The 22,490-nt window shown below is 39.7% G+C and carries 24 protein-coding genes; all 24 read left to right on the top strand.

Features of this window, described 5'->3' with window-relative positions; genetic code table 11:
- The first annotated feature begins 13 nt into the window (after positions 1-13).
- A complete protein-coding gene (locus KO473_RS18690; protein ID WP_005821923.1) occupies positions 14-496 on the top strand; it encodes a UpxZ family transcription anti-terminator antagonist in 483 nt (160 codons plus the stop codon).
- Between the two features lie 170 nt (positions 497-666).
- Entirely contained in the window at positions 667-906 is a 240-nt protein-coding gene (locus tag KO473_RS18685) for a hypothetical protein (RefSeq protein ID WP_005808604.1), read from the top strand.
- 674 nt (positions 907-1,580) lie between these two features.
- Entirely contained in the window at positions 1,581-2,675 is a 1,095-nt protein-coding gene (locus KO473_RS18680) for a polysaccharide biosynthesis protein (protein ID WP_005808600.1), read from the top strand.
- 15 nt (positions 2,676-2,690) lie between these two features.
- Positions 2,691-3,821 (top strand): NAD-dependent epimerase/dehydratase family protein, encoded by a 1,131-nt coding sequence (locus KO473_RS18675; RefSeq protein WP_005821921.1) that lies wholly within the window; start codon positions 2,691-2,693, stop codon positions 3,819-3,821.
- Between the two features lie 4 nt (positions 3,822-3,825).
- Positions 3,826-4,851 (top strand): UDP-N-acetylglucosamine 4,6-dehydratase (inverting), encoded by a 1,026-nt coding sequence (gene pseB, locus KO473_RS18670; RefSeq protein WP_005821919.1) that lies wholly within the window; start codon positions 3,826-3,828, stop codon positions 4,849-4,851.
- A 6-nt stretch (positions 4,852-4,857) separates the two neighbouring features.
- Positions 4,858-6,021, top strand: coding sequence for a UDP-4-amino-4,6-dideoxy-N-acetyl-beta-L-altrosamine transaminase (gene pseC, locus KO473_RS18665; RefSeq protein WP_005821917.1), 1,164 nt, complete (start codon positions 4,858-4,860; stop codon positions 6,019-6,021).
- A complete protein-coding gene (locus KO473_RS18660) occupies positions 6,022-6,858 on the top strand; it encodes an aldo/keto reductase (protein WP_005821915.1) in 837 nt (278 codons plus the stop codon). It abuts the gene before it with no gap.
- Between the two features lies 1 nt (position 6,859).
- A complete protein-coding gene (locus tag KO473_RS18655; protein WP_005821913.1) occupies positions 6,860-7,639 on the top strand; it encodes a cytidylyltransferase domain-containing protein in 780 nt (259 codons plus the stop codon).
- 12 nt (positions 7,640-7,651) lie between these two features.
- A complete protein-coding gene (locus KO473_RS18650; protein WP_005821911.1) occupies positions 7,652-8,959 on the top strand; it encodes an aminotransferase class III-fold pyridoxal phosphate-dependent enzyme in 1,308 nt (435 codons plus the stop codon).
- Positions 8,960-8,965: 6 nt separating this feature from the next.
- A complete protein-coding gene (pseG, locus tag KO473_RS18645; RefSeq protein WP_005821908.1) occupies positions 8,966-9,916 on the top strand; it encodes a UDP-2,4-diacetamido-2,4,6-trideoxy-beta-L-altropyranose hydrolase in 951 nt (316 codons plus the stop codon).
- A 38-nt stretch (positions 9,917-9,954) separates the two neighbouring features.
- On the top strand, positions 9,955-10,569 hold the full coding sequence (gene pseH, locus KO473_RS18640) for a UDP-4-amino-4,6-dideoxy-N-acetyl-beta-L-altrosamine N-acetyltransferase (protein ID WP_005821906.1): 615 nt from the start codon (positions 9,955-9,957) through the stop codon (positions 10,567-10,569).
- A gap of 5 nt (positions 10,570-10,574) precedes the next feature.
- Positions 10,575-10,811 (top strand): acyl carrier protein, encoded by a 237-nt coding sequence (locus KO473_RS18635; protein WP_005821903.1) that lies wholly within the window; start codon positions 10,575-10,577, stop codon positions 10,809-10,811.
- 1 nt (position 10,812) lies between these two features.
- Entirely contained in the window at positions 10,813-11,835 is a 1,023-nt protein-coding gene (locus KO473_RS18630; RefSeq protein ID WP_005821901.1) for a 3-oxoacyl-ACP synthase III family protein, read from the top strand.
- Between the two features lie 82 nt (positions 11,836-11,917).
- Positions 11,918-12,292, top strand: coding sequence for a hypothetical protein (locus KO473_RS18625; protein ID WP_005821898.1), 375 nt, complete (start codon positions 11,918-11,920; stop codon positions 12,290-12,292).
- Positions 12,286-12,582 (top strand): IS66 family insertion sequence element accessory protein TnpB, encoded by a 297-nt coding sequence (gene tnpB / locus KO473_RS18620; RefSeq protein ID WP_005821897.1) that lies wholly within the window; start codon positions 12,286-12,288, stop codon positions 12,580-12,582. Before KO473_RS18625 ends, tnpB begins: the two co-directional genes overlap by 7 nt.
- 16 nt (positions 12,583-12,598) lie before the next feature.
- Complete coding sequence (locus KO473_RS23555; RefSeq protein WP_005821895.1) at positions 12,599-12,865, top strand: hypothetical protein; 267 nt, start codon at positions 12,599-12,601, stop codon at positions 12,863-12,865.
- 21 nt (positions 12,866-12,886) lie between these two features.
- Positions 12,887-13,558: a transposase gene (locus KO473_RS23550; protein ID WP_005821894.1), complete on the top strand. Its 672-nt coding sequence runs from the start codon at positions 12,887-12,889 to the stop codon at positions 13,556-13,558.
- Positions 13,559-13,743: 185 nt separating this feature from the next.
- Positions 13,744-14,772, top strand: coding sequence for a pseudaminic acid synthase (gene pseI, locus KO473_RS18610; RefSeq protein WP_005808577.1), 1,029 nt, complete (start codon positions 13,744-13,746; stop codon positions 14,770-14,772).
- A gap of 1 nt (position 14,773) precedes the next feature.
- Complete coding sequence (locus KO473_RS18605; RefSeq protein ID WP_005821893.1) at positions 14,774-15,757, top strand: glycosyltransferase family 2 protein; 984 nt, start codon at positions 14,774-14,776, stop codon at positions 15,755-15,757.
- Position 15,758: 1 nt separating this feature from the next.
- Positions 15,759-17,030: an NAD(P)/FAD-dependent oxidoreductase gene (locus tag KO473_RS18600; protein WP_005808573.1), complete on the top strand. Its 1,272-nt coding sequence runs from the start codon at positions 15,759-15,761 to the stop codon at positions 17,028-17,030.
- Positions 17,031-17,033: 3 nt separating this feature from the next.
- Entirely contained in the window at positions 17,034-18,122 is a 1,089-nt protein-coding gene (locus KO473_RS18595; RefSeq protein ID WP_005808571.1) for a polysialyltransferase family glycosyltransferase, read from the top strand.
- Positions 18,123-18,124: 2 nt separating this feature from the next.
- Positions 18,125-19,969 carry a hypothetical protein gene (locus tag KO473_RS18590; protein WP_005808569.1) on the top strand — a complete coding sequence of 615 codons (1,845 nt, stop codon included), beginning with the start codon at positions 18,125-18,127 and terminating at the stop codon, positions 19,967-19,969.
- A gap of 4 nt (positions 19,970-19,973) precedes the next feature.
- Entirely contained in the window at positions 19,974-21,257 is a 1,284-nt protein-coding gene (locus KO473_RS18585) for an oligosaccharide flippase family protein (protein ID WP_005808567.1), read from the top strand.
- Positions 21,244-22,470, top strand: a complete 1,227-nt coding sequence (locus tag KO473_RS18580; protein WP_005821892.1) for a hypothetical protein — start codon at positions 21,244-21,246, stop codon at positions 22,468-22,470. The genes KO473_RS18585 and KO473_RS18580 overlap by 14 nt, the downstream gene beginning before the upstream one ends.
- Positions 22,471-22,490 lie beyond the last annotated feature (20 nt).

Here is a 22,490-nt window from a genome sequence, read left to right as displayed (position 1 = left end):
TAAATAAATCACCATGTTGTCTTTGCAATCAGAAATCGATTCTTTGTGCGCCGTTTCGCACGAACTTCTCCATTTAGGTCTGGATGGCGAACCCATCTACTCCGACCGTTTCCGTCAGTTGAATACGGATGTGTATCATCGTTGTGAGCATCTTTTCGGTTCGCACGGACGTACTCTTGAAGAGGAAGCTTCTCTTTGTATCGCTTTGTTGACCGGCTATAATGCTACCATTTATAATCACGGTGATAAGGAAGATAAAATCCAGTCGGTTCTCAATCGTAGTTGGGATATCTTGGATACACTTCCCGTCTCGCTTTTGAAATGCCGTTTGTTGGTAGCCTGTTACGCCGAGGTCTTTGATGAAGAGTTGGCAGCGGAGGCACACGCAATAATAGACGGTTGGAAGGAGCGGGAATTGACGAGGGAAGAGTTTGAGATTGTAGAGCATTTAAAGAATTTGGAGGAAAACCAGTATCCGTGTAGCGAGGTAGACTGATCGGTATAACCGTAAATTTAATGATACATCGTTTAAATGTGAAAATTTTTCGTAAATTGCTTGCCAAATTCTATCTTTAATTTCAAAGAAAGAGTTAAGTGTCCAAAAATGACGTCTTAACTTGTTTTCGATAAGACTTTACCTTTGCTGCACATTTTAAAAATAATTTTATGTACAGCAGCAGTGATTTTGAGAAGTTATGGTTCCTCTACAAGACTGAGGGTGAACCGAAAGGCATTTCGATCAATTCTTTTTGTTTGACCCACGGTGTTCCTTATCATGATTTTAATAGTTGGTTTGTGAAGACCCGTAAGAAAATTGTTCTGGTTCAGATTGAAGGTGTTCCTTCTTCAGATTCTCTTATGGGAGAATCCCTCGCTCCAGTTTGTGATGATGTTGTTCTAAAGTAGGCTATTCCCCGGAATGACTTCGGGTAATATTTTGGTCACCATTCAGACCCGTGACGGTCTTAATATCCGTAAGAGTAACTTGGACTATCGTGGTTTAAAAGCCTTGGTAGAGAAACTGGAGGGTTTATGTTGACGATTTCCGGCTCTATTATCTTCCCAGTTTTCACGATATGCGCTGCAAGGCTCCCCGTGCTTCAGAGCTCATCCGCTCCCGTTATCATCGTGATCCTCTTCGAGGGGATGTTTATATTTTCATGTCTAAAGACTAAAAAAGTTAAAATGATCCATTACGAGCGTCACAGGCGATTAACTGTTATGAGGCGTTATGTAGAACGTTTACCGAACAGATTATGAGAATCTGTTTCCTATGATGATCAGTCTAACAAATTAGTGAAAACAATTTAAAACTTAATATCCAAGGCAAGTGACGAGTGCCTATTGGCACTCGCCTGAAAGGGGGGTACCATGTTTTGGACGCTTACGCCCAATAGCTATGTCACTCATTTTTAAATGGGGGTAAGTAATTGGGTGCTTATATTTCTCCTTTCAGTCGAAAAGAGTGCTTAAAGGGCAAACTCAACAAACCCGCCGCTGCTCCCGAAAGGCTTCAGAGACTCCATAAGAATAAAAAAAAGAATTTTAATAGTATAAACCTAATTAAACAATTGAAAAATATGAGCTGTTTTGCAGGCAAGACCCTGTTGATAACAGGTGGTACTGGTTCATTTGGTAACATGGTACTTAAGCGCTTCCTTGAGAGTGATATTAAGGAAATTCGTATCTTCTCACGTGATGAAAAGAAACAGGATGACATGCGTCATCATCTCCAGAGTACCTATTCAGCTAATATCGCAAGCAAAGTGAAATTCTATATTGGTGACGTTCGTGATCGTAAGAGTGTTGATATTGTGATGCGTAGTGGTGTGGATTACGTTTTCTCAGCAGCTGCCCTCAAGCAGGTTCCTTCTTGTGAGTTCTTCCCAATGCAGGCTGTCGAGACCAATGTATATGGCACAAATAATGTACTTGAATCAGCTATTGAGTATGGTGTAAAGAATATCGTCGTTCTTTCTACCGACAAGGCTGCATATCCTATAAATTCCATGGGTATCTCTAAGGCTATGATGGAGAAGGTTGCTACTGCAAAAGGTCGTCAGCTTGGCGCTAATGCAGGCACCACTATCTGTTGCACTCGTTATGGTAATGTAATGGCTAGCCGTGGTTCTGTAATTCCTCTTTGGGTCGAGCAAATGATGGAGGGTAAACCCATAACTATAACTGATCCAAACATGACCCGCTTCATGATGACTCTTAATGATGCTGTTGATCTTGTTGTTTATGCATTTGAGCATGGTGAGAATGGTGACCTCTTCGTTCAGAAAGCACCTGCTGCTACACTTGATGTTCTTGTTCGGGCTTTGAAGGAAACATACGCAGAGCTTGATCCTAAATATCTTGATACAGAGGTTAAGGTTATAGGTACTCGTCACGGTGAGAAGCTTTATGAGACTCTTGTAACTCGCGAGGAGATGGCGCGTGCAATCGATATGGGCAGTTACTATCGTATCCCTTGCGATGGTCGCGATCTTAACTACGATAAGGTTGAGGGTGGCAATCCAGAAATTGACAAGATGGAGGAATATCATAGCCACAACACAGCTCGTCTTGATGTGGAAGGTATGAAGGTGCTTCTACACAAACTTACCTTCATTCGTGAGGACCTTGGACTCCAGCTACGAGCTAAGGCAAAAGAAATTCGTTCTGAATAATAGTTTTATTGACTAATGAAAATATTGGTAACAGGAGCAAAGGGATTCGTAGGAAAGAACCTTTGCTCTCAACTCCATAACATTGCTGACCAGAAGGCACGCTGGTACAAGCTCCCCGAGCCTATTGAAGCCATCTATGAGTATGACAACGATAGTACTCCTGAGAAACTGGACGAATGGTGCAAAAACGCAGATTTTGTCTTCAACCTAGCTAACGTAATCCCATTGCTTGACACGCTAAAGAAGTATCGCAATAGTTGTCCTGTCATGATCAGTTCGTCTTCTTTGGCGGCTCTTGACAATCCATACGGTCAGTCAAAGAAAGCAGATGAGGAGCTCATGTTCCTATACTCTCAGGAGATCGGAGCCAAAGTTCTTGTCTATCGTTTCCCAAATTTGTTCGGTAAATGGAGCGACCTTACAGACGTTGATATAGTTTCATGCATGTGTAATAATATAGCAAATGGACGTCCCATCCAGATGGACGATCCTAGCTTAATGCTAAATGTTTCATATATCGACGATGTAGTCGATAGTTTGATTTCTTGTCTTGCTGGTAAGGAATATAAGGAGGGCAAGTACTGCTACGTGCCTAATGTATATAAGGTACGTCTAGGCGATATTGCAGACCTTCTCTATTCATTTGACAAGGGGCGTTACGACCTGCAGATTCCTTGCGTTTCTGATGGTTTCCGTAAGGCACTCTACAGCACCTTCGTTTCTTACCTTCCAGATAATAAGATCTCTTATCCGCTTGAGATGAAGACCGATGATCGTGGCTCATTTTCTGAGTTCATCCGTACTGAGAACCATGGTCAGGTCAGTATTAATATCAATAAACCTGGAGTCACAAAGGGTCAGCATTGGCACCATAATCTTGTGGAACGCTTCCTTGTTGTCTCTGGCCATGGACTCATTCAGCTTCGCAAGGAGGGGCTTGATGAGAGTGGTCAGCCTTATCCTGTACTCAGCTATGAGGTGAGCGGTAAGCAACTGGAGGTGGTAGAAATGATAGCCGGTTACACGCACAATCTGATCAACCTCTCCGATACTGAGGATATGGTTACCGTCATTTGGGCAAACGGTTGTTTCGATTCTAACCGTCCTGATACTTATTTTGATCCTGTAGAACCAAAGAAAGATTAAGCCTATGTTCAATGATAAATCTATTCTGATAACAGGCGGTTCCGGACTCTTTGGTCGTTGCTTCATAGAGACCATTCTTCGTGACTATCCAAGCGTGAGACGTATCATCGTCTTTTCACGCGATGTACAAAAACATAATGAGATACAGCAGCTCTATCCTGAGAAGCAGTTCCCTCAGCTTCGTTTTTTCATTGGTGATGTGCGCGACCGTGAACGTTTGATTCGTGCTTGCGAAGGGGTTCATATCATCATCCATGCAGCAACCATTGCTTCAATCGAGGCTGCAGAATACAACCCAGAGGAGTGTATCAAGACTAATATCAATGGTGCCGAGAATGTTATTGATGCTGCACTCAAGGCCGGTGTACATGATGTGATTGCCCTTTCATCAGACAAGGCATGTGCTCCTCTCAACCTATATGGAGCTACTCAGTTGGTGTCCGACAAACTCTTTGTGGCAGCCAACAACATGAAGGGTTCTAAGGATATCAGTTTCTCCGTAGTTCGTTATGGTAACGTGATGGGTAGCAAGGGTTCTGTTATACCTCTTTTTCTTAAGCGTAAGGAATTAGGGGGGCGTAGCCTTCCTATTACCGACAAGCGCATGACCCGCTTCATTATCTCTAATCAAGAGGTGGTAACAGCGGTTGAGTTTGCTCTTGAGCATCATCTGGGTGGCGAAATATTTGTTCCGAAGACTCCATCTTACCGTATTACAGATTTGGCTACTGCTATTGCACCTAATATGGGACAAGAGGAGGTTGGTATTCGTCCCGGTGAGAAAATCTATGAGGAACTCATTTCAAGAGCAGAAAGTGGGAATACAATAGAAACGGATGGTTATTACGTTATCCTACCTTCCCTAACATATACTGGTCATCGAGCATTAGATAACTACCTTGAGCACTATAACGCTCAAGTTGTTACCGATGGTTTTCACTATTGCTCTAACGAGAATCCTGTATTCGAAACGGTAGAATCCCTTCGTGAAAAGATTCACCTCTACATCAAACCGGCAATAAAATTTTAATTACTTATGATAGACAAACCCATTTCATATGGTCGTCAATTCATTTCCGAAGACGACATTCAGGCGGTTGTCGAGACTCTGAGAGGTGATTACCTCACTTGTGGCCCCGCTATTGCCAAGTTTGAACAGGCTTTCTGTGAATATGTAAACGCGAAGTACTCTGTAGCAGTTTGCAATGCTACTGCGGCTCTTCACATTGCTGCCATGGCATTGGGTGTTAAGGAGGGTGATAATGTCATCTGTACTCCTATGACCTTTGCTTCTTCTGCCAACTGTATCCGCTTCTGTGGGGGGAATGTTAAGTTTGTTGATATCGACCCTGAGACTTATCTCCTTGATATCAATAAGCTTAAGGAGATTCTATCTACTGCTCCTAAAGGTACTTACAAGGGTATGGTACTCGTAGACTTTGCCGGATATCCTCACAACATGGAGGAGTACCGCAAGGTAGCCGACGAATACGGCATGTGGATTCTCGAAGATGCTTGTCATGCCCCTGGAGCATACTTTATTGACTCTACTGGCGAGAAGGTATATTGCGGATGTGGTAAGTATTCTGACATAACCGTCTTTTCTTTCCATCCAGTTAAGCACATTACTACCGGTGAGGGCGGTATGGCATGCACTCAAAATAAAGAGTACTATGAGAAGATGGCTCTCTATCGCACCCATGGTATCACGCACGAGGCAGAAAAGCTTCAGCGCGAGGATGGTCTTTGGTATTACGAGATGCAGGAACTTGGTTACAATTATCGTATCACTGATATTCAGGCAGCTCTCGGAACCTCACAACTCAAACGCGCACGCAAGAATGTAGAAATCCGTCGTGAACTCGTCCGTAAGTACAATGAGGCATTCGTAAGCATCTCAGAAATCAAAACCCCATACGAGGCCGCTGATGTTTATCATGCTTACCACCTTTATGTCATTCAGGTGGAAGACCGACTTGGCCTCTATAACTTTCTCCGTGAGAACGGGATATTCGCGCAAGTACTCTATTATCCGCTCAATCTCATGCCGTACTACAAGCAGTTTGGCAACAAGGAGGGCGATCTGCCAGTCGTTGAGGAATACTACAAGCATTGCCTTGCATTGCCTATGTTCCCAACTCTCACCGACGAACAGCAGCAGTATGTAATCAGTAAGGTTAAAGAGTTTATTTGCAAGTAAATGAGAAATTTAAGTAAACTTGTTCTCGGTACCGTTCAGTTTGGACTCCAATACGGAATAAATTCTGCTGGTCACCCTTCAATAGAACAGGTATCAGACATACTAAACAATGCCAAGACAGGGGGTATCTTGATTTTGGATACTTCCTCCGCCTATGGTAATGCAGAAGAAGTCCTAGGTTATGTAAAGGCTGGCGAATTTTTCAAGATTGTCAGTAAGTATTCAGAGTGTGATAAATCGGTTGCCGAGACTTTCGGCAACTCTCTGAAGTTTTTTAGTACAGAGCATCTTTATGGATACCTTCTTCATCATTTTGAGGCTTATCGTGAGAATAAGTCCATTTGGAATGATTTCGTTCAGCTTCAGAAAGAAGGCAAGGTAGATCGTATTGGTTTCTCTCTCTATGAACCTTGGGAACTCGATCTGATTCTCAAGGATGGTATTCCTTTTTCGCTCATTCAAGTGCCTTACAATATCTTCGACCGTCAGTTTGAGCCATACTTCAAACAACTTAAGGAGATGGGTGTGGAGATACATGTCCGCAGCACCTTCCTCCAAGGGCTTTTCTTCAAGGATAGGGAAACACTTCCTGAGAAACTTCAACCGCTCAAAAAGTATCTTATTCAGCTCGATGAATATGCAGTAAGCAAAGGTATCTCTGTAGGAGACCTTGCTCTTAACTACAACCTCCATAATCCATATATTGATGGTGTATTGATAGGAGTGGACAACAAAGAACAGCTTCTTCAGAATTTTGCTTCTGTAAAGGATATAGAAATTAATCCTAATATAAAGGTTGAAGAACTGGAATTATTAAAACCGGTTAATTGGAAATAATATGAAGATTTTAGCTATTACGCAGGCACGTTATGGTTCAACCCGTCTGCCTGCAAAGATTCTTAAGGAGGTGAACGGACAGACGCTTCTCGAAATCCATCTCAAGCGCATCCTTCAGTCAAAAACGGTAAGCAAACTTAAGATTGCCACTACCGACGAAGAAGGTTCTAAATACATTGTAGAGGTTGCCGATAAGGTTGGTGTTGAGTACTTCAAAGGCTCTGTTGAGGACGTACTTTCACGCTTCTACGGAACAGCAGAACCAGAAAAGCCTGATTATGTGATCAGACTTACTTCAGACTGTCCTTTGATTGATCCAAATGTTATTGATACCGTAGTTACATTCGCACTCGAACATCCAGAGTATGATTATGTGCATACCGATGCAAAAAGTTTCCCTGATGGCATCGATACAGAAGTTGTGAAATTTTCTGCTATTGAGAAGGCATATGAAGAGGCTGACTTGAAGTCTGAACGAGAGCATGTTACTCCTTATGTCTGGAAGAATGGAACAGCAAATGGAGGTAATATTTTCAAGACGTACAATTATCCAAATCCCGCAGGTGATTTCAATGCAGATGACTATCGCATAACTATAGATGAGCCGGAAGATTTTGAGGTAATAAAGACTCTTATCGAGCATCTCGGTATAGACAAGGACTGGAAGGCTTATATTGACTATCTCCTTGAACATAAGGAAGTTTATGCAATCAATAGCAAGTTTTCAAACAATGAGGGTTATGCCAAATCACTTGCTAACGATTCAGTAATTAATAAATAAATATTCAGTACAATGGGTAAAGGACAAGAGCTTTACAAAAAAGCAAAAACGTTGATCCCCGGGGGGACATCGTTGTTATCAAAAAGACCCGAGCAGTTGTTGCCCGAGAATTGGCCGGCATATTATAGCAAGTCAAAGGGATGTCGCGTATGGGATCTTGACGGTCGTGAGTATATCGACTGCGGTCTTATGGGTGTGGGTACCAACACACTTGGATATGCTCGTGAGGAGGTTGATGAAGCTGTGATGAAGGTTGTTCGTGATGGTAACCTTACTACTTTCAACTGTCCTGAAGAAGTTTATCTTGCAGAACGGCTCATCAAGATGAATCCATGGGCCGGTGGTGTACGATACACCCGTGGTGGTGGTGAAGCCAACTCTATGTGCATACGTATTGCACGTGCCTATACCGGTAAGGATAAGGTGGCAATCTGTGGCTATCACGGTTGGCACGACTGGTATGTATCTGTAAACCTTGGCGAAAACGATGCCCTTGCGGGACACCTTCTCCCTGGCATTCCTACAGCAGGCGTTCCTAAAGGACTCCGGGGCTCTTCTATACCTTTTCATTACAACAATTTCGAAGAGATAGAGAACATCATTCGCAATACGCCTGATCTTGCAGCTGTCAAGATGGAGGTTTGCCGCAATTTCGGTCCTGCTGAGGGTTATCTTGAGCATATTCGCAATCTTTGCAACGAATATGGTGTAATACTCATTTTCGATGAATGTTCTTCAGGTTTCCGAGAGACATTTGGCGGACTTCACAAGAAATATGGTGTTTATCCAGATATGACCATCTATTCTAAGACTATGGGTAACGGATACGTTATTGCTGCAGTTCTTGGAAAGAAAGAAATAATGGATGCTGCTCAGGGTTCCTGGATTAGTTCAACATTCTGGACCGACCGTATTGGACCAACTGCAGCACTTGCCGCCCTTGATGTAATGGAGAAGGAAAAGTCTTGGGAACAGATTACCGCAAAGGGGCTGCAGAACAAAGAACGTTGGCAGGCACTAGCTGATAAGTATGGTTTGAAGATAAATCAATGGGGTATTCCTGCACTTGCCGGTTACACATTCGACTCTCCTAATGCCCTTGCATACAAGACTTATGTGACCCAGGAGATGCTTAAGAAGGGCTATCTTGCAGGAACAATCATGTACACTTCACTTGCTCATACGCAGGAAATACTTGATGGCTATTTCGAGGCTCTTGATTCTATTTTTGCAGATATTCGCGATTTTGAGGATGGCAAAGATGTAATGGAGGCTCTCGAAGGACCTGTATGTCAGGCCGGTTTTAAGCGACTTAACTAATTTCAAATGACTAAACGAAAGATCTTCTTTCGGGCAGACGCGGGTGTGCGGATAGGTTATGGGCATTTCATCCGTACCCTTGCGCTTGCCGACATGCTCCGAGACGATTTTGATTGTACATTCTTCACTCAGTCTCCCTCTGAATATCAGCAGAGGGAGACTGAGAAAGTATGTTCTCTCGTAGCTTTACCATCCGACAATAGCAAGTTCGAAAAGTTTCTAGACTGTCTTAAAGGCGAAGAAATCGTTGTACTTGATAACTATTTCTACACTTCAGAGTACCAGAAACAGATCAAAGAGAAAGGATGTAAACTTGTTTGCATTGACGATATGCACGACAAGCATTACTATGCAGATGTGGTAATCAACCACGGCTTGACTGATGGGAGACTCTTTGACGTAGAACCTTACACGCGCCTGTGTCTTGGTCTCGACTATGCTCTACTTCGCAAACCTTTTATTCAAGCTTCAAGTACCGCTAAAAATCCTAATAGTTGGTTTATCTCATTTGGAGGAACAGACTATTTTAACCTGACAGAAAAATACCTCTCTATTTTGCAACAGGATGACAGAGTCAAGACAGTTACAGTGGTGGTAGGTGATGCTTGTCAATATATCGAGGATTTGCAAAACTATGACAAGGCAACTATTTTTAAGAACCTCACCGCTAGCCGGATGGCTCGCGAAATGCAACGGGCAGAATATGCTATTCTACCGTGCAGTACGGTTTGCATTGAGGCACTGGCTTGCGGATGCAAGGTTGCTGCAGGTTATTTTGTGGATAATCAAAAAGAATTTGCATACTCATTGAAAGCTGCTCATTTTATTTATGGGTTGGATAACCTTGGAAATAAAAGCAAAGGAATTGTGGATAATATGATCAGTTACCGATACAAGTTTCATCATTCGTTCCAAGGCATTCCAGTACGTTATGTTCACTTGTTTAAGACCATATAATCCCTAAGAAAATAGATATTTAAAAATAATAGTATCATATGCAAATAGACAGAAATACCATTTATACTTTAAGCGGCTACCAATTTAAGAACTTTAGTCTCTTGACGGAAGAAGAAGTGGAACAGGTATGGAAATGGCGTAATCATGAAGCCATTAGGAAATACATGTACACAACAGAAATCATTCAGTTTGAATCGCATGTGAAATTTATAACCTCTTTAAAGACGCGCAAGAACGTTTGTTATTGGCTAGTATTAAAGAGCGGGAATCCCATAGGTGTTATCAACTTGACGGACATAGACGATGGAAAATCATCAGCAGAATTGGGCTATTATATAGTTCCGGAAATGTTGAATGCTGGAATTGGTTTAGAATTCGCCTATTATAATTTCATGTTTGCATTCCAGACTATAGGATGCGCTCACTTGCATGGAGGTATAAACAGGACAAATATCAATGCACTTATGCTTGACAGCTATTTGGGTTGTAAAGTACGTCTTGACCAATTACAAACGGGAGTAGAATTTATAGCATGGGAGGCATATCGCGAAGAATTTCTTAGTACACACCAAGGCAAAAATGACATGAAGACATTTGTCAGATATGTGAAATCCCACCGCAAAGATTTTTTAATTTCTAATATAAATCAATAAGCAACATGATGTGCATTGACGAATTTGTAAATTTAATAAAAGAACAGTATTTTGATGCAGATAGCATTGAGATGGGCGCAGAAACCATTTTTCGTTCCTTAGATTCATTTGACTCTCTGACGGGAATGGCAATACTCGTGGAAATCAAGGAAAAGACAGGGGTAAGTTTAAGTGATGAAGAGTGGAAATCTTTCCATACAGTCCAGGATATTTATGATTATGTCATAGCTAAACAAAAGTAAAATGCAAGCATACTTAAATCATCTTTCTATTTACCTCCCTCAAGAAATAAGGACGAATGCTGACATTTCACGCGAGCATCCAGAATGGTCGGTAGAAAAAATATCGGCCAAAGTTGGCATTGAAACACGCCATCTTGCTGCAAGTGAAGAAACTGCTTGTGACATGGCATGCAAAGCTGGTAAACAATTGTTCGATGATTATAAAATAGACAAGGGAACAATTGATTATGTTATCTTGTGTACTCAAAGCCCTGATTATCGTCTGCCTAGTTCGGCTTGTATTCTGCAAGACCAGCTTGGACTACCTAAATCCTGTGGGGCATTCGACTACAACCTGGGTTGCTCAGGTTACATTTATGGTTTAGGATTGGCTAAGGGATTAATTATCTCAGAACAGGCAAATCGTGTGCTTCTGCTGACCGCAGAAACTTACAGCAAATATCTTTCTCCTAAGGATAAGGGAAATAAAACAATATTCGGTGATGCAGCCACGGCCTCACTAATATCCTCCGAATTAACAAATAGAGGAGTTAACTATTCCATTGAAAAATTAAGCTATGGCACCGATGGAAGCGGTGCCGCTTCCTTAATCATCAGGAATGGTGGCTCACGCCATCCACAGTGTGTGGCAGAAGACGTGTACGATGAAGAGGGTAATTTCATTTATAATCCTAACTATTTATATATGGACGGTAAGTCCATTTTCAATTTCACAGCTTTTGAAGTACCTCAACTAGTGAGAGAGAACTTGAAAAAGAATAAATTGCAAATAACCGACATAGACCTTGTCATTTTTCATCAAGCCAATGAGTATATGCTCAATACCGTGCGGAAACGTTGTCGGATAGAAGCAGAAAAGTTTTTTGTGGACATTCAGGATGTCGGTAATACCGTCTCGAATAGCATTCCAATCGCGATAAAAAAAGCGGAAGAGAATGGGCGTTTAAAGAATGTGAAAAAAATGCTTCTTTCAGGATTTGGTGTTGGACTTTCCATGGGAACAGTAGTATTAACAAAACAATAATTAGTTAGCGTCCAAAAATGACATATAGGATAAATGCTATAAAAGGGAGAACTTTGCTTCCGTTAAATGAAAAGCAAAGTTTATGTATAGTTACATTGATTTTGAGCGTCTGTTTTTGCGCTATAAATTGGAAGGCGTCTCTTCCGGTGTTTCGATTGAGCAATTCTGTTTGTCGAACCAGGTCTCTTATAACCTGTTTGCAAAATGGTACAAGGATACCCGCAAGAAGATAGTTCCTGCTCAAGTTTTGGGTGCTCTCTCCCCGGAAGCAGAAATGCAGGAAATTCCTTCCCCGCTTTCGGAAGGAACTCCGGAAGTGGACACCCGGCTTTCTTCGAGTACCGGACTTCGAATTCTGGTGGACATCCGCATGAGTAACGGTGTTCATATCAGTCAGAAAAATTTAAGCTACGCAGGTTTGAAAAGCCTGGTAGAGAAACTGGAGGGCTTATGTTGAATATAACAGGTCTCAACCGCTTTTTCTTTGTTCGCAATTTCCACGATATGCGCTGTAAATATGATAAGGTTTTGTCCATCATCCATCAGCAGTTGAATCGTGAACCGGAAGACGGGGATGTTTTTATCGTGATGCCCAAAGATTTACGTCTGGTCCGCTTATTCAGTTATGATCAACTGTCTTACAGTATGTTTGAGAAACGTTTCAGGCGCGGATACAAGTTTATGTATGTAACTGCTTTCTTTCGCAAGGAAGCTGAAGGAACGGGAGGGTACTCCTGCACCTTTTAAAGACCCATATTCAGATATGACACCCGAAGAGAAATCTAAAATGATAATGGAGCTGGTGGCTGCCCGTGAGCGGGATGCCGAACGCATCCAGCGTGACGAGGCCTGCATAGACGCACTGTTGTCCAAGGTTGACGAACTGTTGTCCTTGCAGAAGGCTGCCATGGCTGCAGAAAAGGAACTGGACGATTATAAAGCGATGAACAGTAATCTGTTGTCTAAAATAACAGCTTTGGAGGAGCGGCTAAAAGTCCGCAACAAGAACCTTTATGGATGCAAGAGCTAGAAGGGAATCCGTAAAAAGCGTGTGAAGGACGGAGAGGACCATACCCGTGACAAGGATGATTTCGATGGTACTCCGCAATCCATCGGATCTCCTTCTGCGGAGGCTGGTGGGGAAGCGGTGGAGGAAGAGGGTGCTGAAGCAAAACCAAAGGAGGCGCGTCTTTATCGCCAGGGACTTTCTTACCGTACCATGAGTGCCGACAATACGGTTTGTCACAACAGTGATATCGGCCGGCTTCCCGCAGGTGCCGTCATCATCAAACGTTTCCGTAAATATGCCTACGAGCAGGTAAGCAGGCTGGTGGAGCATGATTACGAGGTTATCCGCTATAAGACGCCGGACGGGAAAATCCACGAAGGCTATTTCCCTTTCAGCGGCCATCCTGAAATCATTGACGTTGTTCCGGGAACGCACGCCTCCGGTTCCAGAGGACGGGATGCTCTGAAGCATATCCTGGGTGACAGTCAGGTGAAAGCCCTTCAGTCGGACGGCTACAATGTATATATGTATCTGGATGATCATATGGTCGATATAGAACATCTTTGTTGCATGGCCCATGCCCGTGTCTCAGGGTGTATCATACCATCATCTCAACATGCAAGATGCAGGGTGTGGCTGTGCTGGATTATTTCAAGAGATTTTTCAGTGAGATTGTTAAAGGGCGTAGGGATTATGAACATTTATTGCCCTTGACTATCGGATTGAGCTAACAATAAACCTTAAAAATCAGTATCCTTTTTGACGTTATTTATTGGGAGACCACCTTGTGGCGGCTTTCCTTGGGCTATACGTCAAAATTGGATGCTAACCCACTTGAAGGTAGGATATCAAGTTTATCAAGAAGATGAAAAGTATTATTATTTAGAACGATATATATAATGAGCAAAACATTTATTGTCGCTGAACTTTCGGCAAATCATGGGCACAATCTTGAGACTGCATTAGTATCCGTTCGCGCTATTGCCGAAGCAGGTGTTGACGCTATCAAAATACAAACCTATACGGCTGATACCATCACTTTGGATAGTCGTAAGGAAGATTTCATAGTGAGGGGTGGTACACTTTGGGATAATACCAATCTCTATGATCTCTACAAAGAGGCTTATACACCTTGGGAGTGGCATCAAGCAATCTTTGATGAAGCAAAGAAATGTGGTCTTGTATGCTTCTCAACCCCATTTGACAATACTGCAGTTGACTTTCTTGAAACCTGTGGTAATCCAATCATGAAGATTGCCAGCTTTGAGATTACAGATGTTAACCTTATCCGCTATGCTGCAAGTAAGGGAAAGCCAATGGTTATTTCTACCGGAATTGCAACTCTGGAAGACATTGAACTTGCCATCAAGACTTGTCATGAAGCAGGCAATTATGATGTCACCCTTCTTCGTTGCGTATCAGCATATCCAGCACCATTGGAGAATGTCAATCTTCGCACTATGCTCGATATGAAGGAACGTTTTGGTGTTAAGGTAGGCCTCTCTGACCATACTATGGGCTCTGATGTGGTTCTTGCAGCAGTAGCTCTTGGAGCCGAAATGGTTGAGAAACATTTTATTTTCGATCGAACCATTGGAGGTCCGGATGCAGCTTTCTCAATGACTGTTGAAGAGTTTAAGGCAATGGTTATCAGTATCCGCAATGTAGAGAAGGCTCTGGGTGTTGTTGATTATCCAACCGATCCTTCTCAAATCAAAGGCCGCCAGTTTTCCCGTTCACTCTATGTAGCAGAAGGCATGAAGGCAGGTGATATCATCACCGAAATGAATGTCCGTTCTGTTCGTCCAGGATATGGTCTTCATCCAAAGTATCTTAATGAGATTCTTGGTAAGAAGGTGGCTTGTAATTTAGAAAAGGGGGAGAGAATAAGTTTGGAATATGTTTTGAATAATACAATTTCTAAATAATATGGCAAAACTCCTATCTGTAATCGTTCCTTCATACAATGTAGAACAGTATTTGAAGAAAACTGTTGAGTCTTTTTTGAAGTGTAAGACTTTATCTGAAATTGAGCTAATAATCGTAAGTGATGGTTCAACAGATAAAACAGTTGAGATTGCGAATAAGTATAAAGAAGAGTATCCTGAGGCTGTCGTTGTTATTGATAAAGAGAATGGAGGTCATGGCTCAACAATCAATAGTGGATTGAAAGTAGCAAAAGGTAAATATCTGATTGTTGTTGATGGTGATGATTGGATAGATGCAAATGCTATTGATTTGATTGTTAAACAGCTTAGAAATGTAGAGGTTGATGTAGTTATATCTGGTCACTATCGAAATTACATGGACGAAGGAACGGAGGAACATCGGGGTTACGACGAGGCTACAGGAGAGGTTCGAACATTAAAGTATCTTCTTGATAAGGGCTACCAGATTCCAATGACTGATACGTGTTATCGGACTGAGATGCTTAGAGAAATTGGATTACAGATTCAAGAGAAAACATTCTATGTGGATGAAGAATTTTGTACTATTCCATATCTAAAAGCCAATCGTTTCCTTTTTACAGGACAATCTTATTATCATTATCGTCTCGGTAGTGCGACACAAAGCGTTTCTCCCGATAATATGGTAAAGCGTGTTGATCATAGATTAAGAGTGTTCAATAAACTCTTTGATATTCTTAATACCGCTAAGTTTAATGTAAACAGTAGAGAATACTTTGTGCGTCGATTATCTGCTGTAGTGAATACCACCTATCTGATTTATTATGTTTATTATAGTAATCGGAAAGAAGGTCGAATTCTAGGCGATAATTTTTACATAAAACTCTGTGGCTTAAATAAGGAGTTAGCTGTCAGAACAAGTCGCATCAGAAATCAGATGAGGCTTTTAAATATACTTCACATCTCGCGTGAAGGTTATGAATTATTTAAGAAAATTATTCGCTAATATGGAACAGGTGCAATATCTAATCGTGGGAGCCGGTATTTCTGGCTTAAGCCTTGCTAGATCCTTAAAGGGAAAATCTTACTTAGTTGTAGAAAAAGAGCCCACTGCAGGAGGTCTATGTCGTACACATTATAAAAATGGGTATGTATGGGATTTTGCAGGACACTTTTTCCACTTCTCAAATGAGGAGATTAAATCTTTTTTTGACAAAAGAGTAAAAGCTGATGACCTTGTCTTCTGTAATAAAGAAACAAAGATTATTCTTAAAAATAAGTATATAGATTATCCTTTTCAGACAAATATTCACCAGTTGGAGAAGCAGGATTTTATTGATTGCTTATACGATCTTTACTTTAAGGACTCAAAGGAAAACTTTAAGGATTTTGAAGAGATGTTATATGCAAAATTCGGCAAGAGTATAACAGAACTCTTCCTTAAACCATATAATGAAAAGCTATACGCTTGTTCATTGAAGAAACTCGATACAAATTCCATGGGGCGCTTCTTCCCTTATGCCGATTTGAAAGATATTATAAAAAACATGAAAGAATCTCGAGATTCTTCATATAATAATTCCTTCGAATATCCCAAGAAAGGTGCTCAGGTTTTTATTGAGGCTTTGTTGAGCGATATTGACATGGACAATTTGATGCTTAATACTGAGGTTAAGAATGTTGATACAAAGAATAAGAAAGCTACAATTGAAAGTGATGGAGAAGAGATGACTGTAGAATATGAGTATCTTATTAATACTGTACCACTTAATGTCTTTACCGAGCTCTGTAATACCGAAGTCCCTGAAAACGTGTTGAGTTATAATCAGGTGTTAGTATATAACATTGGTTTTGATTCTGCATTAGAAGATACATCGAGCCATTGGATTTACTTCCCTGAAAAGAAGTATTGCTTCTACCGTGTTGGTTTTTATAATAATATTTTGTCCGAAACAAAGGGGAGTACATATGTAGAGCTTGGTTTTGATCCAAATACGGAGATCACAGAAGAAATAAAGGATATGTATTATCATAAGACTCTCGAAGATTTGCGAGATTGTGGTATAGTTTCCGATCAGAAGGCAGTTGTACATGAAACTCTGGTAATAAACCCTGGTTACGTACATATTACGGAGCAAGGTAAGAAGTGGGTGGAGAGATATATGGTAGAAATGGCGAAAAAGAAAGTATATTCTATTGGACGTTATGGTGCATGGACCTACTGTTCTATGGAGGATTGTATGCTTCAAGCATTGAAACTTTCAAAAGAGATTGGCTAAAAGATGATTGCAATAATTGTAGCGACACCGTTGCAGATGTTTAATGCAACGATGATAATGAGACATCATTATCCTAAGGCAAAGGCTGATTTATTCGTACTGAACATCGCATGTGACATGCATGACATAATCAGTAAATATCAGAAACTTTCTTTTGTAAATAATGTATACTATTTGGACGATGTATGCCATAGATTATCCAGAATAGGAATAATCCGAGACTTTTTAATAACCACGAAGAAACAGAAGCGTATCTTAGATTCTGTAAAGAATGTTGAATATACAAACCTGCTTTCCACATGGGTCGGAAAAACTAATACTTGGCTATTCTCTAAGTTAAAGAGGACAAATCCTGGCTTAAAGCTTCATTTTTATGAAGAAGGATTAGGGGTATATCTTAAAGGACTTTTCGATACAGTACATGGCTTAAAGTATATGTATTATCTCTTGGGATACAAGTATGAAGGAGACTATTTACAAGATCTGTATTTGTACAATCCAGACTTGGCATTTAATAATGAGATCATCAAGATGGTTTCTATAGGAAGTGCCAAAGAAGAAGATATAAAGTATATCAAACCTGCTTTAGAGGTCGACAATATACTTCAATACAGGACTAAAGGTGTTTATTTCGAGAATGATTTTCGTAATACGGAATTTGAGGGGGTTGATGAGAAACAGATAATTGATTTGCTCTACAAGTCTTTGGGAAAGGATCAACTTACAGTACGTATGCACCCAAGAAATCCAAAGGATAAATACCAGTCTCAAGGCTATATTATTGATCAGAACAATAAGAACTCATGGGAGGATATTCTTGTTGCTTTGGACAATCTGAATGATTTGGCTCTAATTACTCTCAATTCTACTGCAGTTTTTACCCCAAAGATGATTTATGGAAAGGAGCCTGTTATCGTTATTCTTGGGAAGATGATAATGAACGAATATTCTTATCAACCGTGGGCCCAGTATTTCTGGGATGATAAGTATTCAAAGTTTGTGCAAAGAATACATGAGAGCTACAACAATAAGAAAAAAGTAATTATACCTGAGTCGTTTGACGAGATGGTGACACTTCTTAAACAATTGTAACTATGGGAAGAATTGTTATTTCAAATCAAATAGAATCCCTTGCAAAAATAGAGAAGAAAAACGAAATGCAAGGCTTTGTCGTTAATAAGCAGACAAAGATCGGATCTCTGAATATAGTGTCTTATCATAAGAGACTAAGACGTATTGAGAATGTGTATATAAATGGCGATGATTATTGCATTTCTGCAGGAACTCTCACATATAATAAAGCGATTGGAACAGAAGCCTTGAAGGGAATATTTGAGGCATTTGATGGCGATGTGGATAAGCTTCGAAAGCAAATTTTGGGCAACTATTGCTTGTGTATATGTAAAAATGGCGTAGTTTCAATCTTTGTAGATAAATATCATGTGTATAAAGTATTCTATCAAATAGTTAATGGAAGAATCACTCTTTCTTCAGATTTGATAGATGTACTTCTTGGAATATCTGATTTTGATGAATCAGAGTATGACCTAATGCTTGAATCTTTTCAATGCAGTCCTTATGGAGAAAATACGTTTGTAAAAGATGTGAAAAAGCTATTGGGTCGCCAAATTATTTTAATTGATACAGGAAAAAATAATATTGAAGTTAGGAACATTGGATACGAACGTGAGCATAAACAGCACAATGATATAGATGCAGCAGCAAAGTTTATGGCTTCAAAAATCCAAGAGGGTTATAGGCAATTGACTGAAGGATTTGGGCAAGATGTAGGTATAAATATGACAGGAGGTTTGGATAGTAGAGTCGTGCTTGGAGGTTGTCTCGCGGCTGGCATAAAACCTACTCTTCTACATGCTCAAGGAAATTCTCCAGCAGTTACAGGAACAGAGGTTGGAGATTTAAAGTGCGTAGAGTCTATGTCAAAAAAAATAGGACTTTCAGTTTTGCTGATGGATTGGAAGTGTACATATCCTGATAACTTTAACCTATGGGATGATCTTTTTGCAAAGTATGGCTTTGATTACAAGTTTTATGGCGGTAATCCCAATTTTTTTACATCCTATGAAAGTTTGGGTAGCTCAATTCCATTGGTTTTAGAGACGGGGCTTTTTGGAGAATGCATGCGTATAAGGGAACAGTATAATGAAAGGAAGAACCCATTTGAAAATATTCAAGCTTTTTTGCAAGAGTATCAATTAAGTGGAACCAATAGCTCATATCTTGTGAGAGATGATTTTTACTCTAATTCTCATAATCTCTTTGATTATGTAAAAGATAAATTTTCCTCAGATTTGAGAGCCTTTGGTTTTAATCCAGATGGACCTCTTTCTATGGATCAGTTTGAAGAAATACGATATGTCCACCATAGATCGACTGATGCAGTATTAATCAATTTCCTGAATCAGTTGACAGGATGTATTTCAGTATTAAGTACGGAACAGGTGTGTGAGTATCTGTATGATTCTACTCGCGAGTTTAGAGCCTATGGAACTCTTCAGTTGAAGATTATTGAAAACTTATCACAAGAATTGTTCAATATTCCATTCTTTTCTCATTGCCGTGAATGTGTTGTAAATAAGTCTGATTGTAGATTGTATAGAAAGGTGTCGTTCAATGAAAGGGTAGGTGAGTTCTTGCGTACTCTTGGATTAAAAGATTCTTCTTTTTATTCGCTTTTGAGGAATTTGAAATACAAATTTCTTAAGAATGACTCTGGAGTCCAGCATAATATGGTGTATTCTTCTGAACTGGATAGGATATTACCTGCAGTTAAACAATCAATAGATGCTGATACAGATGTAATTCCTAAATACATCAATACTGACCATATTCCATCGGATGATTCTCTTATACACATTATCTATTATGCGATGAATATTCACGGATTAAAATTGATAAAACAAGGTGTATTTAAATAATTTAATGAAAGTATCTTTTCTTCAAAATAATTTTCTGCAAAAGTTAAGTGTCTATACCATATCATCTTATATAAATAAGGCAATACCTTTTCTGATGTTGCCGATACTAACTAATTATCTGTCAACTGACGAATATGGTGAAGTCTCTATGTTTTTAGCACTTATAAACCTTCTCGTGGCGGTTTTTGGGCTGAGCATAGAAGGTGCGCTTATGAGGAAATTCTATGATAAAGGGGAATCTTTTCCTGCTGTCTTATTCAATTACTTGTTTTTGCTTATATCTTCGTTTTCAGTATGCTCGGTGTTATTTGTGATATTTTCAAGTGAGATCGCAACATATAGTGGTGTGTCTGTACAGTACTTAGCAGCGGCAGTACTTAGCTCCTTCTTCTCTGTTGCCTGTTATTGCGTTAATTCTTTACATCAGGTTGAGGGTAAGGCTGCTGCCTATGCTATATTTACTAATGGCTGGAGTTTTTTGAATACACTTCTGTCCATAATTCTTGTAGTGTTCTTTAGCCTTGGTGTAGCAGGCCGTGTTTATGGCATTGCAATATCTACTATACTCATGGGAATTGTTGGAATCCTTTTGTTGTGTAAAAATGGTATTATACTATCGATAGATAAGAATTTAATCTCAGAGGAATTGATGGTATTTGGACTTCCTATGCTACCTATGAACTTGCGCGGAACTATTCTTGGGTTTACTGATAAACTATTCATTGCGAATATCATTGGATTATCGGCCGCGGGTGTATATACGGTGGGCAACCAGTTGGCGATGGTAATAGATGTTTTTGTTAGATCGATAGCACTTGCCTATACACCATGGGTATATGCAAAACTACAGGATGAAAGTCACGAATCCTTAAAGAAAATAGTGAGATTGACTTATACGCTAATTTTGGTAATAATCATCGTCTCTTTTTTATGGATAGCCGTTGCTCGTTTAGCATCGACACTGTTGATTAGTTCAGACTACGAGGATGCATTTGTATATCTTAACTGGCTTGTTGCCTGTAATGGTATTTTGGGTGTTCAATTATTGTTGGTAAATTTTGTTTATTATTCTAAGAAGACAAAGCTTTATTCCCTTCTGAGCACTTTTTCAATATTCCTGAATGTCTTTTTAAATTATGCATTCATTACGACTCGAGGAGCAATAGGGGCTGCTCAGGCAACTCTGGCGGTCTATGCCACAACATTGCTATTCACGGTGCTTATTGTATATAAGCAGTATAAACAAATACCTTGGTTTACAATATTCATTCGTCATGAATCAAAATAGTATTATATCATATACAAAAGCGCAAAGATATCAAGCTGACTTATTGTTATTTTTATGCGTCTTTGTGATAGATGCAATGAGTATACCATTGTCTCAAAATATCAAAGTAGCATTGTCTACAGTTTTATGTGGATTTATTGTATTGAAAGATGTAGCAAATGGGAAGTTGTTTAAAGACAATTATAAAACTAAATGGGTTTTAATGCCTTGTTTGTTACTGATAATACCACAACTTCTTTATTCTGATTTTGTACTGTCGTATGAAAGTAAAATCTTGCAAATTTGGGCGGGTTATATACTGTTCAAAAAGGTTCCCAAGGAATTATTTACCCAAAAGTATATAAAACTTTTGTATTATATATGCATTATTTCTATTCCAATATGGTTCTCCACAGTTATGGGATTAAATCTTTGGGCATGGGCTCCATCATCAGGTGATGGTCAATATAAAACCTTGTTCCTTTATTGTGTTGATACTTATGGTGATAACGGCAGAAATAATGGTCCATTCTGGGAACCTGGCGTATTCCAAATGTATATAAATATTGCTGTATTATTTTTGTTGTATTCGAAAAAAAATATAAATATAAAATATTTATTAGTTTTCGTTATAGCATTAGCTACAACGTATTCTACTACTGGTTATATATGCTTTGCATTAGTTTTGATAACTTATTATTATGATAAAAGTGACTCAATTAAAGGTTATCAGTTTTTTTTATTAATGCTAGGTGCAGTTGGTGTATATGTCTTTTTTACAACAAACCTAGAGCTGTATGATAGGGTATTTGGAAAGTTTGATTCTACTTCGGTAGCAAATGCATCCATGGTAATACGTGTAAATGAAATTATTTTTTATTATGAATTATGGAAATCAAACTTGGGCTATATGCTTTTAGGTGCCGGAGCTACAAATGCATATAATTTCGTTATGGGGCAACATTTCATAGCGGATGTATTCTTTGAAGGGTCTACACAAACAACACTTAGGGAACTTGCAAGTTTCGGTGTCGTATTTACATTTATTCGTTTATGCTTATTTTATCGATTCTCTAAGATTTTTTGTAAAAAGATTTTGGCGCGAGCTATTGTTGTATTGATTGTAATAATAATGATAAATACTGAAAGTATGATTTATTCGATGTTGTTTAACTGCCTATGGTATCTAGGTGCAAATGATATAGATAACAAGATTCTTCCAGATAATATATAGTTGAATAATTAATAAACATT

It is taken from the genome of Bacteroides sp. HF-4919, assembly GCF_018860125.1.
The sequence above is the reverse complement of the archived record's forward strand: the minus strand, read 5'-3'. Positions and strand labels throughout refer to the sequence as shown.